This is a genomic window from Pseudomonas qingdaonensis, assembly GCF_018398475.1.
In the GTDB taxonomy this organism is placed as follows: domain Bacteria; phylum Pseudomonadota; class Gammaproteobacteria; order Pseudomonadales; family Pseudomonadaceae; genus Aquipseudomonas; species Aquipseudomonas palmensis.
The window spans coordinates 3,861,716-3,877,574 of the sequence record NZ_CP074676.1 but is presented as its reverse complement, the minus strand read 5'-3'; the positions used below and the strand labels follow the sequence as shown (position 1 = coordinate 3,877,574).

The window sequence follows — 15,859 nt, the reverse complement described above, 5'->3', positions numbered from 1 at the left end:
CTTATAGGGACAATGTGCACGATGCTAAAAAATGAAAGCTCAGCGCTCACTCCTTTGTTAAGCGTTAAGTGCAGAAAAAATACAAGTTGGCATGGGCATTGCTCAGTCGTAAAGGCTTCCAACAAAAACAAAGGAGAGAGACATGTCACGAGATCACAATCAGTGGACTAAAAAACCCGACCTGGAATCAAACCAATATGTGGATCCAAGGGTGTACACGGACGAAACAATTTTTCGTGAGGAGCAGGAGAAAATATTCGATAAGTGCTGGCTAATCGCCTGTCATGAAAGCGAACTCCCTGAGCCTTTGGACTACCGTACATATCAACATCCAGGCGGGCACAATATCATTATCCTCCGTGATGAGGATAATCGGATCCATGCGTACAACAATATCTGCCCGCACCGCGGCAACTTATTAATCTTTGATGCTGCCGGATCGATTCGAAATGCGTCTCCTGCAGGCGGGCCAAAACGTATTACTTGCATCTTTCATGCTTGGTCATTCGATGCTCAAGGGAACTGTGTAGACATTCCTCGACAAAAGGATGGCTATCAAGATCGAGTGAAGCAATGCGATTACTCTCTCCGGGAGTTTAAGTCTGAGGTTGCCTACGGCGGTTTCGTATGGGTCAACATTGACGACAGCGCCCTGCCGCTAACCGAAACGCTGAACGGCGCGCTCGACCCACTGGCTGAAATGTTGTCTGAACCATTGGAGGTGTTCCACTACAACCGAGCTATCGTGGATGCAAACTTCAAGATGTGGCACGACACCAACAGCGAGCTATATCACGACTATCTTCATTACCACAACCGTGTCACAGGAATGTTGCAACCCGGTTACTTCGATCGCGAATTCCGTACGTTCAAGGGCGGCCATGCCCAAGTTACAGATATGCTCCTTAAATATGATGCGATGAAAGGGCACGAGAAACAGTCGCTTGGCTGGCCTGGTTTAGGCCCAAATCGATGGGCTCTCGTAGATCTTTTTCCAGGTATTACTTACAACATCCGCTCTCCCGCCATGAGGATTGATACGGTAATTCCCCTGGGTCCTAATAAATTATGCATCGAATACAGGGGGCTCGGGTTGAAAAGCGACACGCCAGAGGAGCGGGCAGCTCGTATACGCCATCACAATTCGGTCTGGGGACCCTTTGGTCGCAATCTACCGGAAGACATGATGGGTATTGTAGGGCAGGGTCGTGCCCTCGCTAATCCTTCGGAAGCCCCTATGATCCTGCACGCCCGCGTGGAAAATAACAAAATTCACGACGAAGTGGGTATGCGTCACTTCTATGAAGAGTGGGGACGTCGACTGGGAAGAAGTGCATCCAACCCATTCGCCTCAGAGAAGTAGGAAGGGCTTTGATCATGCAAAAAATTTCTGATAAGGAACCCGCTCACATGGAATTCGAAAAATCAATTCGCGAACTTATTGCACAACTTTGTGTCTGTCTGGATCGCGCTGACTACGATGGTTATTTGGCGTTATGTGCCGCTGATTTCAATTATCGCATTGCGGTTTACAGCCCTGAAATAAAAAAAGAGATGGTTTGGCTTGAGAAAGACAAAGAAGGGATGGCAGCAATGATAAATCTACTGCCAAAGCAGAACTTGGATAGCACACCTCTTACGCGCCATTTCAGTATGTGTACTGTCTCGTCCGCTCAAGACAATACACATGACATCCGCTCTACGCTGCAAGTGTTCCGTACTGAGCACAGCGGCGGTGAAACCTCATTGGTGGCAATTGGAGAGTATCGCGACAAGGTCCGCGTTACGTCAGAAGGCCCGCTACTCGTCGATCGAGAAGTGCGGCTTCAGACCCGAATGCTGGGCAAGGGCTACCACGTACCTTTTTGAAGGAACTCTAGCGATGAACCTCAAAATACACACTAAAAGCAGAGCCTACGAGCTTCAAACAGAAGACCGTACAAGCCTTCTTTTAGCTGGGCTCAGTGAGGGTTTAGATCTGCCATACGCATGTGCCACCGGCACATGCGGCACATGCAAAGCCAAGCTGATCTCCGGTAACGTAACGGATAATTGGGCCAATGCGCCGGGAAAGGCCAAGTTGAATGCCGATGCCGGAGAGGTTCTTCTTTGCCAGTGCTCTGCACTGGCCGACGGCGAGTTCGAAATCTTAGTACCAGATTTTGTTTACCGTACAGATCCTGGGACAATCCTCCCGAGACGGCTAAACGGCGTCGTAACCAGCTGGCGCACGTTGGTCAGTGACGTCGCGCTGTGGGAAGTGGAGCTTTCCGAAGTTTGCGAGTTCAATTCGGGGCAATTCGCGTTGATTAGCTTTTCTGGCGTGGACGGCTATCGGGCTTACTCCATGGTCGATTTTGATCGATCGACTAGAAAGCTAACTTTTCTTACGAAGAAAACGCCGGAAGGAAAGCTGACCAACGCACTTTTTTCGGAAAATCCCGTCGGTAGGACAGTGCAAGTCGTTGCACCGCTTGGACGCGCAATATTCAGCCCTGGCTTGAAAAAAAATATTCTTTGCATTGCAGGCGGCAGCGGCATAGCCGGCATCATGTCAATCCTGGCCCGAGCCACCCAAGAGGGCTATTTTGAACAATACAAAGGCTACGTCTTCTTTGGTGTACGCACTATGCAGGATGCTTTTTTTCTTGAGGAGTTGTCCGCTTTCAAGCTGGCTTCCGATAAAGGGCTGGAGATCGTCATTGGCCTTTCTGCGGTTGCCGCGACGGACGAGGATAAGGCGCAATACCCATCACTCTCATTCGACTTCGGAATGATTCACGAAATTGCCGCTAAACATATGGAAGGAAAGTACAAGAACGTGCAGGTTTATCTAGCCGGACCTGCACCATCCGTAGAAGCATCTATTCGACAACTTGTAATAACGGCGAAGTTGGATCCTAAGCTTATTGCGTACGACAAATTCAGTTGAAGTGAGTATTCAAAATGACACGTAAATTGGTTTGCCAAGTAGACCAGGTTCCGAAGGATGGTATGAAGGTCTTCGATTTGGATGACTCAAAAAGGGTATTGATTCTTAACTCAAACGAGAGCTTCTACGCATGCCAAAGCTTCTGCCCTCATCAAGAAGTTTGCTTGGAGGAAGGTCTATTTGATGGCGAAGTACTGACTTGCCACCAGCACTTATGGCAATGGAAAGTGGAGACGGGCGAGCCTATAGGTCTCGCGGAAGAGTCACTGGAGACCTATAGCGTTGAAGTGGACGAGGGGCAGATATATATCCATAATTGAAAGCGGGCAGCCCACGCCGCAAGCCGATGGAGATGAGAAAAGCAGTCAAGCCGCAGCTTAAACTTACGTCGACCTCCCTCTGCATTCTTACAAAAACAAAAAAATTAAAGCAATAGCTTTAATTATGGAGAGACAAATCATGGCAAATACAATAGAAAACGGCACCCCCTCCGCGGTGACGCCCACACGAGTAGCCGTGGCCAGCATGATCGGTACCATTATGGAATGGTATGATTTCTTCCTATACGGCTTTGTCGCCGCGCTAGTATTCGGTCCATTGTTCTTCCCTGCCTTCTCGGCTACTACAGGGACGATCGCTGCCTTTGCGACGCTGGCAGTCGGATTTGTAGCACGACCTCTGGGGGGAGTCATTTTCGGCCATTTTGGAGACAGGATCGGCCGGAAGACAATGCTTATAACGTCTCTTAGCATTATGGGAGCCGCGACTTTCGGCATTGGCCTGTTGCCCACCTACGAGACGGCCGGGATCCTGGCGCCCATCCTTCTCACCGCGTGCAGGTTCTTCCAGGGTATTGCTCTGGGTGGAGAGTGGGGCGGGGCCGTGCTTATGGCAGTAGAGTACGCACCAGACAAACGCCGAGGGTTTTTTGGAAGTATTGTACAATCCGGGGCAACGATAGGTCTTGCGCTGGCTACAACAGTGCTTTTTATCTGCTCTTATATGCTACCCCAGGAAGAGTTTATTGCATGGGGGTGGCGCGTACCGTTCCTGATCAGTATTGTGATGCTCGTCTCGGGGCTATATATCCGTCTAAAGGTCACAGAAACTCCCGCCTTCAAGAAGCTACGAGAATCAGGGGAAATCGCAAAGTTTCCTTTAAAAGACGTGCTTCGAGATCACTATAAAGAAATTTATCACACGGCCGCGATTTATCTTGGATCGATCACGGTGCCTTTTTATACTGTTTGGGTCTTCCTGATCTACTACGGAACAAATGTTTTGAAGGTGGATCGCTCCGATCTACTTTTGGGGGTGGTTGTCGTCAATACAATACTTTCATTAGCCATTCTAGGCGCGGGTAAACTCTCGGATAAACTTGGCCGACGTTTCGTGTTCTTTTGTGGGTTCACGCTACTGGCGGTGATGGCTTTTCCTTTCTTCTGGGTGGCCGACTTGGCGGAGACTAAATGGTTGTGGCTCGCTATGGTAATGCTTTCATTTCCTTTATGGGCAATGTGGGGCGCGATGCCAGCATTCTTCTGTGAGCTGTTCCCGGAAAAATTGCGATACACGGGGATCTCTTTGGGTAGTCAGGCCGGCACGATTATTGGTGGGTTAGTCCCAATGTTTGCAACAGCAGTTCTGGAGGATTACGGCACTTGGCCAATTTCGGCATTAATCGCCGTGACTGCTTGCCTTGGGCTATGGTCCGCATTCTGCGTGTCTTCCAAATCGGCAGTTGAAAGAAGATTTGCCCAGGCGGCCGAGACGAACCGCTTTGCAAGTCAATCCTAAGTTCCGGCTTTGATCAAAGCTTTCGGCCTCTGTGCAAGGAGGGCCGAAAGCTCTTTTCCGGCGATGGCGCTCCGCATTAATCGGAGTCGACAATGAAACTTAGGGCCTCTCCATATGACAGACTCCCTTGTAGCCTTTCTCTTCATCATTGCACTGGCCAGTTATCTTCAAGCGCTGACCGGGTTTGCTCTGGGTATCTTTGCACTGGGGGGAGTAATAGCACTGGATTTGAGTTCGCTTCAGACAGCCGCGCTGGTGATTAATGTGCTGATGGTTACCAACGTTGTGCTTGCCCTACGAAATAGTTGGGGAGCGATCAATGCCAAGCTATTGACAGTAACCCTGATAGGCATCGTGCCTGGAACAATTGGCGGAGTATGGCTACTTCAGAATCTCGGCGACGATTATTTTTTAGCCTTGCAAATGCTATTGGGCCTCTTGATAATCGCTGCTGGCGTTACGATGGTCATCCGACCGACACCACGATCTACGCTCTCTCCGTACCATCAATTTGGTCTAATCGGTATTTTTGGTGGGATTTTTGGTGGCCTTTACAGCATACCTGGTCCACCGGTTGTTTATCTCTTCTATCGTCAACCCTTAACAGTATGCGACGTGAGGGCAACTTTACTGGCAATCTTCGGCGTCATGTCGGCATTTCGCCTGGCAATTGTCGGCCTGCAGGGTGAGGTCTCCCGAGAAGCAGTATATCTTTCCACGCTATCTGTCCCTGTGGTTGTCGCAGCGTCCGTTTTCTTTGCGCTGTATCCCCCTTCTGTATCAGATGCCCTGGTTCGCCGAATCGCCTTTTTTCTGCTCACTGGCATGGGGGTTATTATCGCCGCAACGGCACTTTTATAACGAACTCCGAAAGCGTCTTTCGGCATCCTCGACGTGGCGAAATCTATTCAAAGGAAGACGCCAGTTCGCCGCGAGGTGGGGGAGGTCGTTTGGGTAATTGTCACGTGGCTTACGTGCCACTCCGGGTTGTCAGGCCAATTAACCTTCATGACGATCTGCCGGGGGGCAGCCCTTGGTGAGCATCTGCATCACCACCTGCAACAGCTCCGAGCCAGCACATAGCTCGCGTCGACGGCGTGCTGGATGGCCGATGCTCTCTGGCTTGGCATTTCTGCGTGTCAACTTCTTTACGGCTGCAATCAGCTTACGCTGCAGGTCCCGACTCTGAGGGGCGGACTCAAGACGCCAGTGATGGTCCTGAGACGGTACCTTGACGACGCTTGAGCATCAGCGTGACCCGCTTCTCTGTACTCAATTGACCATTATTCTTCTGCGTCGCAACCCCCTATCCGAGGTGCTCGACTTGCTATTTGAGACCGCCTAGTATGGATTCACCACAATAAGATCTCCCAGAAGTGGCAATGGAGGTAGAAGTGCTCAACCTTGATGTATGTTCGGAAAATGCTGGGCGCGACCGCGCAATTGTCGCGTCCCAACGCCGCTGTCAAGATCGTGTAAGCGCTCCAACCGAGACCACGCCTCTGAAATCTCTTTCCCCTGCAGCGCTGGCGACCGCCACAAAAAGGGCGCAGACGTTGCTGAATTATGCTGTCGCAACAGTTGAAAATACCTTTGAGCTGGTCGAAGGTACAGCGTCTGCCGTGGCTGTTACGGGGTTGGATGGCACGATATTGTTTAGTAGAACGGACGCAAACTTGACCGACCCCTCGGGCCAACCAATTTTTCAACCAGGAAGCTGTTGGAGCGAGGAAGCAATAGGCACGAATGCAATAGGTGTTAGCCTCATCGAGCAGACGAGTATGTTTGTAAGGCCTGCAGAGCATCACATCACGTGGCTTCAATCCTATTCCACTTGCGCTGCTCCTCTGCTGGATCATCGAGGTAAAGTTGTAGGCACTCTAGCGGTCGTCACTAAAAGTAAACTGACTCAGCTACATACTTTAGGTTTTATTAGAACTACGGCTACACTAGTCGAAAACCGCATGCTGCTCGGAGAAATGACTGATAAAATCGTCCTAATCTTCCATCCCGAATTAGGCAATATCGAAACCATTAAACAATGCATTGTCGCTTTCGATAAACAAGAAAAATTAATCGCTACCAACGCTGCTGCCAGGAAATATTTAGGGCTGGAGCGACATAGCTCCACTGCGCTTGGTTTCAATGACATTTTCGACTTGCCACTGGCTGAATTGTTTATAAGCGCAACTCAGCATCTTAGCAAGCCGCTCAGTCTCCCGCTGTTGGACGGTCGAGAGGTGTACATCGTCCTCAATAGAGGCTCCTCTAATGTCAGTGGCTCAGCGTTTAATTTACCACGCGAGACGATCGAGGCTCATCCAAATACTGACAACGCGCATGTTCAACGCAAAGACATTGCAGACTTCACATTGCGCGATTTGGATACCGGTGACCCTCAAGTGCACCGGGTGATCGAGAAAGCTCAAAAAATAATCGGACTGGATTTACCTTTGATTATCGAAGGCGAATCGGGGGTGGGCAAAGAGATATTTACTCGCGCCTTCCACAATAGCGGACCGCGCAGACAGGGCCCGTTTATAGCGGTCAATTGCGCAGCAATTCCCGAGGGGCTCATTGAGTCCGAGCTATTTGGTTATGAAGAGGGAGCTTTTACTGGTGCTAAACGTCGAGGCAGTATCGGAAAAGTTCTCCAAGCGAATGGGGGCACGCTTTTCCTGGACGAAATTGGGGATATGCAACTTCAACTGCAAGGGCGTTTACTGCGAGTTTTGCAAGAAAGAAAGGTTGACCGCTTGGGAGGAGACAAAGCTATCGCCGTCGACTTTTCTCTAATATGCGCTACTCATCGCGACCTGCGTCAAGAAATACAAGCAGGACGGTTTCGCGAAGATCTGTACTATCGGCTGAATGGTTTCCGTATCTTATTGCCCCCTCTACGTGAGCGCACAGATCGGGTTCAGTTGGCTCTTTTAGTTGCCCAGAAGGAAGCGGGGGGACGCGAGATAATCTTCTCTTCTGAAGTGGTTGACATGTTTGAACGTGCCGAATGGCCAGGAAACATTCGCCAAATGCAAATGGTAATTCGGACTGCGCTTGCGTTGGCTCGCCCGGGAAACGTATTAGAAGTCGAACACCTGCCTGACGAATTTTTGAGCGATATCTATCATGGTGGTAACGATGCGATACAGTCGGAAAATCTCAACAATTGTAGGGTGCTTATGCCTGAAGCCGGTAATCTCGCTGATCTGGAAATTTCGGCCATAAGACGAGCCTTGGCGTCAACAAAGGGTAACGTGTCTGAGGCTGCCAGGCTTCTAGGGATCAGTCGCAAAACAATATACCGGAGGTTGGAAAAGATTGGTCCGGCGCGCCATCTCTAACGGCCGCTGACACTATAAAGCTGGTGGATTGATTCACTCTTGCCAGTCATCCCGGAACAGTGCGTCAGTTGCGGAAGCAAGTGGCTGAACTCGAAGAAACTGTTCAGCGCTTCCCGTGTCATTTCCAGCACGTAAAATTCCTATTGATGCACAGCAGAGCCTCCGGCTCGTCATTTCTCAACACGCTGGTGATGGAGTGAAGCTTCGGCCCGTTCCAGTTCAGTTTTTCGCAGGGACCGAGGTTGCTGACGCTCGCGAAGTCGCCAGGCATATCCGTTTGTTCGGTAAGGGCGGACACGCCGCCTTGTCGCAGCAGTGTATTGATCCTTTACAGCCCTTGAGGGCTACGTAAACATCGCGCGCTCCGCCGATTAGCTGACCATTGTTTGCCATCAGGCCCGAATGTCTGAGTGGGTCAAAATCGATCGCGACTGGAGTTTCGTGCAATTCGTTGGTCCCTTCGCGTTTGATGAAGCTGGTATTTTTCGGTCTGTCGTTCGCCCGTCGAGCGCAGCCGGTTTCGGCGTGTTTGTGATTTCTACCTTTGATGGCGACTTCCTGTGCTCAAAGAAGGCAGGTTGGCAGAGGGACTTGAGGTATTGCGTAAAGCGGGCCAACAGATGCTGGACGGATCACATCACGTATTATCGAGTGCACCCATCAGGATCTTAGGATGGCCACTTCACGGTAAGTTTTTACTCTCCGAAAGGGATCTCGATGCGGTGTTCTCCTTCGTCCTGGGATAACTCGATCGCCTCGTCTAACGCCAACTCTACTAGTTGATAGAATACAATTGACTTTATCATCCTAAGGTATAAGGATATCCCTAAATAGTTTAGGGTGCGATTTTCGCAAGCTCGTACGCTCTCCCAACCGTGGCGAAGTTAACAAGAAAAGGAGTTCAAAACCTTGAATGTGGCAACGAGAGTTATTCTCAAAACCAGTATTAGCGCCTTTGCCTTTATGATTTCCTGCGCCGCACATGCGGAGCTCCAAGGGCAGAAAATCTACGTTAACGGGGGCGAATCTCCAGCAGCCATGGCGTGTACCACATGTCATAGCGCCAACGGAATGGGCACCGAGAGCGCTGGATTTCCCCGTCTGGCTGGGCTCCCGCAGGGCTATCTAATTAAACAGCTTGATGACTTTCGATCAGGGAAACGGGTCAACGCTGTCATGCAACCCATCGCATCGGCACTCACAGATAGCGAGACTCGGGCAGTTGCCGACTATTTGGGTTCATTAAATATTGCTGTTCCGGGTGTTGATTCAGATCCGACTAGAAGTAATGCCAACGCTGCCGAAAAGCTAGTGAAGCAAGGAGACTGGAGTCGGAATATTCCATCGTGCGTGGCTTGTCATGGGATGGGTACCAGCGGCGTGGGGGATAGTTTCCCTCCGCTCGTTGGCCAGCCTGGCTCTTACATTGCAACACAGCTAGATGCTTGGCGAAGTGGTACGCGTAAAAATGATCCAAATGACCTAATGGGCCACATAGCTCGCTCGCTGAGTGATTCCGAAATAAAGGACTTGTCGGCCTATTTCGCAAGTCTGAGCGCGGAGGCTAAACAATGAAATTTCTAGCTAAAATCCTTCTCAGTGCCGCGATAGCTGTTCCGCTTTTGGCTGCAAAGACCTTCTACGAAGAGCGCGACATGGCTACCGCATCCAAAGACTCTGTTGTACCTCCCGACGTTGAGTCCGCGCACAAAAACTCAGTGGAATCGATCGAGCAGGCCATGCAGTCCAGTTCTTCAGCTTTCATTCCGCCGCAAGAGGCGGAGTTGCCAGACAATGCATTCGGAGTGCTGGTTAGGGAAGGGCGGGATATTTTTGTGAATACCCAGAAGAACGCTCCGGAGTTTGTAGGCAATGGCCTCAATTGCAGTAATTGCCACCTCGACCAAGGTCGCAAGTCTGGGTCTGCCCCTCTTTGGGCTGCGTACGGTATGTATCCTGCCTATCGAAAAAAAAATAATAAAGTCAATACGTTTACTGAACGTATGCAGGGTTGCTTCGAGTACAGCATGAATGGAAAGGCACCTTCCAGCGATAGCCATGTAATGAAAGCGCTGGGAACATATGCATATTGGCTTGCGACAAAGGCTCCTTTGGGCGAGGACATTCCTGGGCGCTTGTATCCGGTGATCCCTGCGCCCGCGAAGGGATTCGACTTGGTTAAAGGAAAAAAAATCTATACTGAACAATGTTCCATCTGCCATGGCGGAGAGGGACAGGGCCAAAAATCCGCAGGTACATTCATATTTCCCCCGCTCTGGGGTAAGGACTCTTACAACTGGGGCGCGGGGATGCACCGTATCAATACTGCTGCCGGTTTTATCAAGCAAAACATGCCGTTGGGTAAGGGCGACTCGCTAACTGATGACGATGCCTGGCATGTAGCTGCATACGTCAATAGCCATGAGCGTCCCCAGGATCCACGTCTCATCGAAGGTTCCGTTGAAAAGACCCGCAAGAAATATCATGAGGGTGACGGCGTGAATTTGTATGGCGAGTCTGTCAATGGTGTGCTGCTAGGGCAGGGTATGAACTAGGTGTCTCGGTTTGACCTGCGGAGCCGTGCTCAGCACGGCCTCGCGTACCCTGCTAGCCAACAATTTAAATCAGCGCAGCTTAGACAGGTCGCAGCGCCGCTGTTGTATTACCCTAGCGCATCACTTCTGAGGAGCTTGCGGCCTGGTATGGCCAAACTCAGCGGATGATTCATGACGCTTAGTTTGTTTCGATAGGCATCGTCCACGAGGCAATGCGCTAGCAAGGCAGTGCTATGAAAAAGTGCTGTTGAACATGTAGGTAGCGAAGTGGTAACGGCGAGTTGCATTCCCTGAGATATGAGTATGTCCTCGGTTTGAGGACAGCTTACTCAATCACATGGGTCTGTACATCAGCGTAAACGGGGGCGTGGCACTGCAATGGACGACCCGTACTACTGGTAATTTGATATTCGTGTCGGATTGCACTTACGAATTTGATCGATGTGCAACGTATCAATGGCCTGTGTCGCGCAGGGATTCTGTGAGACGTTGTCCGTGAACTGTTACATGCTCTGAAGCCAACTGCTCCGACAGTGCCGCATCGCCACCTATAATTGCATCGACTAGCGCTTTATGTTCCGGGTAGATCGACGCAGCGCTTCCGACCATACGATTGGTACTCAGGATGTATAGAAGTACGGTGTCTATGATCAGAGCGTACTGCTGTAAGAGCCTTCTGTGATTTGCGATGCTGACGATAGTCTTGTGTACAGCCAGATCGGCCTCAGCGATTGCCCTCCAATCATTCCGTTGCGTGGCAAGCTTAAGCGTCTTCAAAGCTGCGGTTAGCGCTTTCTTGCCATCGCTGTCAATGTTCTCCGCAGCTAGTCGAGCGGCCAATCCCTCCAGGCAGCTGCGTAACGTGTACAGCTCTCTTGCATCATCCGATGAGAGGGAAAACACCTCCCAGCCTGTATAGGCGTGCTGCACCACAAGCCCTTCGCCTGATAGACGCTGCAATGCTGCCCGAACTGTCGATCTCGACAGCCCAACTTGAGCTGCAAGTCCAATCTCAGTGAGTCGAGAGCCTAGGGAAAGCTGGCCGGAGATGATCGCGTCGCGGATACAGTCCGCAGCCTTACGGTCTAGGCTGCGGCGGTCGATATTCTCGCCCGCTATAGAAAGGAGGTTTTTTTGGGTCATGCCCACATAGTGATGCGGCAAAAATCCACTGTCAACAGTTAACAATCAGACAGAGCAAAACCAAAAAGGGTAGGCAGTAGATCGGTGACGATTGGCTGTTGACCGGTTGGAGCAATGGGGATAGATTCGGCGTTGTCGATTGTTAACAATTAATCTAAGACAATTAACAAAGTGGAGAAAAAAATGCGTATTGAGCACGTGGAAACGATCGCATGCGATGCAGGATGGCGGAATTACCACTACCTGAAGATCGTCACTGACAACGGCATCGTTGGCTGGGCCGAGTACGATGAAGCTTTTGGGCCTAAAGGGCTGACAGCGGTAATTGAGAAAATTGCACCGCGTCTAATCGGTAAGCCAGTGAGTAGTCACGAAGCGGTTATTGGGCCGATAGCGGCCACCCTGCGACCAGCACCGCACGGCCTGAGTGCAGAAGCATTAGGCGCGATAGAAAACGCCTTGCTGGACATCAAGGGGAAAGCGCTAGGTGTTCCTTGCCACGAAATCCTTGGGGGCAAGCACCGGGACACCATCCCGGTTTACTGGTCACACTGTGCTACATGGCGAATCAACCATCCGAAATTCTACAGTCCGGTGATTACTGATCTTGAAGGTGTGAAACGGGCGGGGCAGGATGCGCGTGAGCTTGGTGTTCCTGCCGTGAAAACGAACCTTTTTTTGAATGACGAAGCAGGTATGCGCCAATGGATGCCTGGTTTCGCGTCGCCCTACGATCCCTCACTTAATGTGGACAAGAAGCTTGTCAGTAGTGTGCGCGCACATCTTGACGCCCTGAAAGAAGGTGCAGGGCCTGATACTGAGCTGATGATTGATTTGAACTTCAATTTCAAAACGGAAGGTTTTGTTAAAATCATTCAAGAGCTGCATGACTATGATTTTCTCTGGATAGAGCTCGATAGCTACAACCCGAAAGCACTTGCTTATATTCGAGAGCGTAGCCACGCGCCGATCGCGGCCTGTGAAACACTTTTCGGGATCCGGCAGTATCTGCCTTATCTACAAAGTCAGGCCGTAGACGTTGCGATCATCGATGCTGTCTGGAACGGAGTTTGGCAGTCTATGAAGATTGCTCATGTTGCAGACGCATTAGATGTCAATGTGGCGCCTCATAATTTCTACAGTCACCAAGCTACAATGATGAATATCCATTTTGCCGCTGCAGTGCCAAACCTGCGGATCATGGAGCATGACATTGACAGGTTGGCTTGGGATAAAGATCTATTCACCTACGTTCCCGAAATTAAAAACGGTGCGATCGTCGTCCCTGACACGCCAGGTTGGGGATGCGATCCGATTGAGGAGAAAATTAAAGCTCATCCACCACGTGTATTTAAGGGCTACTTAGGCTTGTAAGTCTATATATCACCTGAGGGTCGGGAGGGAATCACTCCTGATCCTTTCATCGATGGGAGAATAAAAATGACAACCTCTCAAAATAGTGCGTTAACGAAAAATCCTGTGATATTAATTAAAGGCTGCTTATCTCTTCTGAGTGACCTTAAGCAGGAGAAAGGCAATGAGTAACGATAATTACAAAAACTGCCAAGTTTCGCATTCAAGTGAAAGCGGTAATGATAAGCAAAGAATTTACAAGAAAATCACGTTGAGATTAATTCCGTTTCTGTTCATATGCTATGTCTTTGCTTATTTGGATCGGGTCAACATTGGCTTTGCAGCATTGCATATTAAGCAGGATCTCGGGTTTTCTGAAGCGGTATATGGTCTTGGTGCGGGGATGTTTTTTATAGGCTATTTTCTGTTCGAAGTCCCAAGTAATCTGATATTAGAGAGGGTCGGAGCGCGTTTGACTCTTATGCGGATCATGATAGTTTGGGGGTTGATTTCGGGCAGTTTTGCATTTATTCAAACACCAATGCAGTTCTATATTGCAAGATTTCTACTTGGTGCCTTTGAGGCCGGTTTCTTTCCAGGAATCGTACTCTATTTGACTTTCTGGTACCCGACGGCAATGCGCGGACGGATTATTGCGATGTTTATGTCAGCGATAGCTGTGGCGGGGATCATCGGCGGGCCTATTTCCGGTTGGTTGTTGTCTAGTATGGATGGTGTTTATGGCTGGAAAGGTTGGCAATGGATGTTTGTGGTAGAGGCCATTCCGACGGTACTGTTAGGTGTCGCTGTCTATTATGCACTTGCAAACCGTCCTAGTGAAGCTAAGTGGCTTTCAGAGCAAGAGAAATACGCCGTCATTCATGCCTTAGAGGAAGAAAATTCTGCGCAGGGGCAAAAAACGCATCATTTCAAGCAAGCCTTAAGTGATCCCCGTCTATATATTTTAGGAGCTGTTTATTTTTCGGTGTCAGCCAGTCTGTATGTGATTAGTTTTTGGCTTCCTACTTTAATACGTGAGCATGGCGTATCAGATTCTCTAGAAATTGGAATGCTTACAGCAATCCCTTATTTAGTTGGTGTCTGTGGCATGATTTTAATTAGTAGACATTCTGATAAGACGCAGGAGCGACGGTGGCATGTCGCGCTTTGTATGCTCGGCGGATGCATAGGTCTTCTGGTGACTGGTTTATTTGGCGAGAGCCTAATAGTGTCAATGGTTGCTCTTACACTGGCGGCGACGTGCATTCTTACAACGATGCCGGTTTTCTGGACAATACCTACTTCTTATATGTCCGGTTCTGCAGCAGCGGGAGGTATCGCTGCTATCAATTCAATAGGGCTGCTCGGAGGTTTCACCAGCCCCGCTCTTATTGGATGGATCAAAGCGTCTACGGGATCTATTGATTATGGGCTCTACATATTCGCTGGAGTGTTAATTGTAGGGGCTATAGTGTTGCTCAAGGGAATACCTGCTTCTTTATTGAAGAGCCAAAATTCAGGGGAAAGTAAACTTAATCCTATTACTGTTTGAGATGCCGAAATGCAAATAGGGTAATAGTTATTATAGCAAGGGTGCAGAGGCAGTCGCCGCTTTTATAAGCGGCGGCGATTGCTTTCACTACATGAGTAGCAGCTTATCCGGCTACCCTTGCTCGAGTCTTAGCCTTTCACCGTTCTGGCTGTATACCACCATTACGTCATCCAGACATTTCTCGATCGGAATGCTGCGTGTCATGGCTGCTCCATCCGCCCCCTCAGCAATAACCCATTTCGCCTCAGGCTTGAGTCCTGCTTCTTCCGGCAATGTTTTCAAGGGCACACCAGTCCACGCATAGCTTACCAAGCCGGCAACATCAGCCGCAGTTTTGCCCCATGGTGGCAAAAATGAGGGAGTTTCCTGAGCATTCGATGAAGTGAATGCGTGAAACAGCCGGGAATTGTCTTATCTCATCCACGGTAAAGAGAAGTGCTTCGTTCGTCAGTCCATGGGTCACCAATTGGTGATTCGCAGGATCGTTTTCTGAAACCCCTGCGTGATTGCGTTCATAGAAAGGGCCAATGGGCGTGATAATTCCGTCTAAATCCTGTAGAGGCGAGGTGCTATAGGCTTACATGGGCTCCTTCAGCCCTAGGTATAGCTGCGCACCGCACCAGTCTCGAATTTAGAAGGTTTACCGTAGGGCACAGCGGTTGGGCCTCCTTAAAGTTTTGTCCAGGTAGGTACCTCTAGCGGCTAGCCGCCAACCGTAGTAGTCAGTCAGGGTTCTACGGCCCGAACAAGGAGTGCAAAAGCTGCGCCGAGGGCCGCTGTTCCAACAATCGTGCTTGTTATGATTAGGAAGTCCCGACGGGCCGATGAAGCGGCTTTCTCATTTTTATCGTCTGTTGAGTCATTGTTCATTCGTGTTCTCATGATCAACATATATTCCGAGCGATCGATGGTTGGACTGTACCGATCGGCCGGTATTAAGTTCCAGTGATGACCAAAAAAATCAATCTTCAGACTGCCCAAAGGACGCAGCACGTGTCGGATAGCACGTCTACCGAGCCGGTCACTAACTCAGAGCCCCAGGCTCGACGATTGACGCGGCGCCGCTAGGGATGAGTACAGTTCACCCAAGTGGCTTAGTTTCACTAAAGCTCTTGCTTCTACTGGGCGAGCGTTATGGTGCAGCGAAGCAATATCACTCTGTGCTAGCCAGAGGCTGTTTTTT

At 49.9% G+C, this 15,859-nt stretch carries 14 protein-coding genes; 11 read left to right on the top strand and 3 right to left on the bottom strand.

The features are described 5' to 3' along the window. The first annotated feature begins 142 nt into the window (after positions 1 to 142). The 9 genes from KH389_RS17555 (at position 143) to KH389_RS17510 (ending at position 10,628) form a co-directional block, all read left to right on the top strand. Positions 143 to 1,363 (top strand): aromatic ring-hydroxylating oxygenase subunit alpha, encoded by a 1,221-nt coding sequence (locus KH389_RS17555; RefSeq protein WP_213605927.1) that lies wholly within the window; start codon positions 143 to 145, stop codon positions 1,361 to 1,363. Between the two features lie 47 nt (positions 1,364 to 1,410). Beyond that, the gene (locus KH389_RS17550) at positions 1,411 to 1,869 is read left to right on the top strand and encodes an aromatic-ring-hydroxylating dioxygenase subunit beta (protein ID WP_213605926.1); all 459 of its coding nucleotides are present in this window, start codon (positions 1,411 to 1,413) and stop codon (positions 1,867 to 1,869) included. Positions 1,870 to 1,882: 13 nt separating this feature from the next. After that, positions 1,883 to 2,932 (top strand): 2Fe-2S iron-sulfur cluster binding domain-containing protein, encoded by a 1,050-nt coding sequence (locus KH389_RS17545; protein ID WP_213605925.1) that lies wholly within the window; start codon positions 1,883 to 1,885, stop codon positions 2,930 to 2,932. Positions 2,933 to 2,946: 14 nt separating this feature from the next. After that, the gene (locus tag KH389_RS17540; RefSeq protein ID WP_213605924.1) at positions 2,947 to 3,252 is read left to right on the top strand and encodes a Rieske 2Fe-2S domain-containing protein; all 306 of its coding nucleotides are present in this window, start codon (positions 2,947 to 2,949) and stop codon (positions 3,250 to 3,252) included. Between the two features lie 139 nt (positions 3,253 to 3,391). Then, positions 3,392 to 4,729, top strand: a complete 1,338-nt coding sequence (locus tag KH389_RS17535) for an MFS transporter (RefSeq protein ID WP_213605923.1) — start codon at positions 3,392 to 3,394, stop codon at positions 4,727 to 4,729. Positions 4,730 to 4,843: 114 nt separating this feature from the next. Beyond that, positions 4,844 to 5,590 (top strand): TSUP family transporter, encoded by a 747-nt coding sequence (locus KH389_RS17530; RefSeq protein ID WP_213605922.1) that lies wholly within the window; start codon positions 4,844 to 4,846, stop codon positions 5,588 to 5,590. Positions 5,591 to 6,111: 521 nt separating this feature from the next. Continuing rightward, positions 6,112 to 8,073: a sigma-54-dependent Fis family transcriptional regulator gene (locus KH389_RS17525; RefSeq protein WP_213605921.1), complete on the top strand. Its 1,962-nt coding sequence runs from the start codon at positions 6,112 to 6,114 to the stop codon at positions 8,071 to 8,073. A gap of 909 nt (positions 8,074 to 8,982) precedes the next feature. Then, a complete protein-coding gene (locus KH389_RS17515; RefSeq protein WP_244988649.1) occupies positions 8,983 to 9,648 on the top strand; it encodes a c-type cytochrome in 666 nt (221 codons plus the stop codon). Next, positions 9,645 to 10,628: a c-type cytochrome gene (locus KH389_RS17510; RefSeq protein ID WP_213605920.1), complete on the top strand. Its 984-nt coding sequence runs from the start codon at positions 9,645 to 9,647 to the stop codon at positions 10,626 to 10,628. Before KH389_RS17515 ends, KH389_RS17510 begins: the two co-directional genes overlap by 4 nt. Positions 10,629 to 11,081: 453 nt before the next feature. On the opposite strand, the gene KH389_RS17505 is transcribed toward KH389_RS17510, so the two are convergent. Continuing rightward, positions 11,082 to 11,771, bottom strand: a complete 690-nt coding sequence (locus tag KH389_RS17505) for a GntR family transcriptional regulator (protein WP_213605919.1) — start codon at positions 11,769 to 11,771, stop codon at positions 11,082 to 11,084. A 183-nt stretch (positions 11,772 to 11,954) separates the two neighbouring features. Between KH389_RS17505 and KH389_RS17500 the strand changes: the two genes are divergently transcribed. Then, a complete protein-coding gene (locus KH389_RS17500; protein WP_213605918.1) occupies positions 11,955 to 13,145 on the top strand; it encodes a mandelate racemase/muconate lactonizing enzyme family protein in 1,191 nt (396 codons plus the stop codon). Between the two features lie 163 nt (positions 13,146 to 13,308). Further along, a complete protein-coding gene (locus KH389_RS17495; RefSeq protein ID WP_213605917.1) occupies positions 13,309 to 14,676 on the top strand; it encodes an MFS transporter in 1,368 nt (455 codons plus the stop codon). A gap of 111 nt (positions 14,677 to 14,787) precedes the next feature. Here KH389_RS17495 and KH389_RS27850 read toward each other — a convergent pair whose 3' ends face one another. Both KH389_RS27850 and KH389_RS27845 read right to left on the bottom strand, forming a co-directional pair. Continuing rightward, complete coding sequence (locus KH389_RS27850; RefSeq protein WP_420831943.1) at positions 14,788 to 14,964, bottom strand: molybdopterin-dependent oxidoreductase; 177 nt, start codon at positions 14,962 to 14,964, stop codon at positions 14,788 to 14,790. Between the two features lie 34 nt (positions 14,965 to 14,998). After that, complete coding sequence (locus tag KH389_RS27845) at positions 14,999 to 15,139, bottom strand: hypothetical protein (RefSeq protein WP_420831942.1); 141 nt, start codon at positions 15,137 to 15,139, stop codon at positions 14,999 to 15,001. Positions 15,140 to 15,859: the final 720 nt, after the last annotated feature.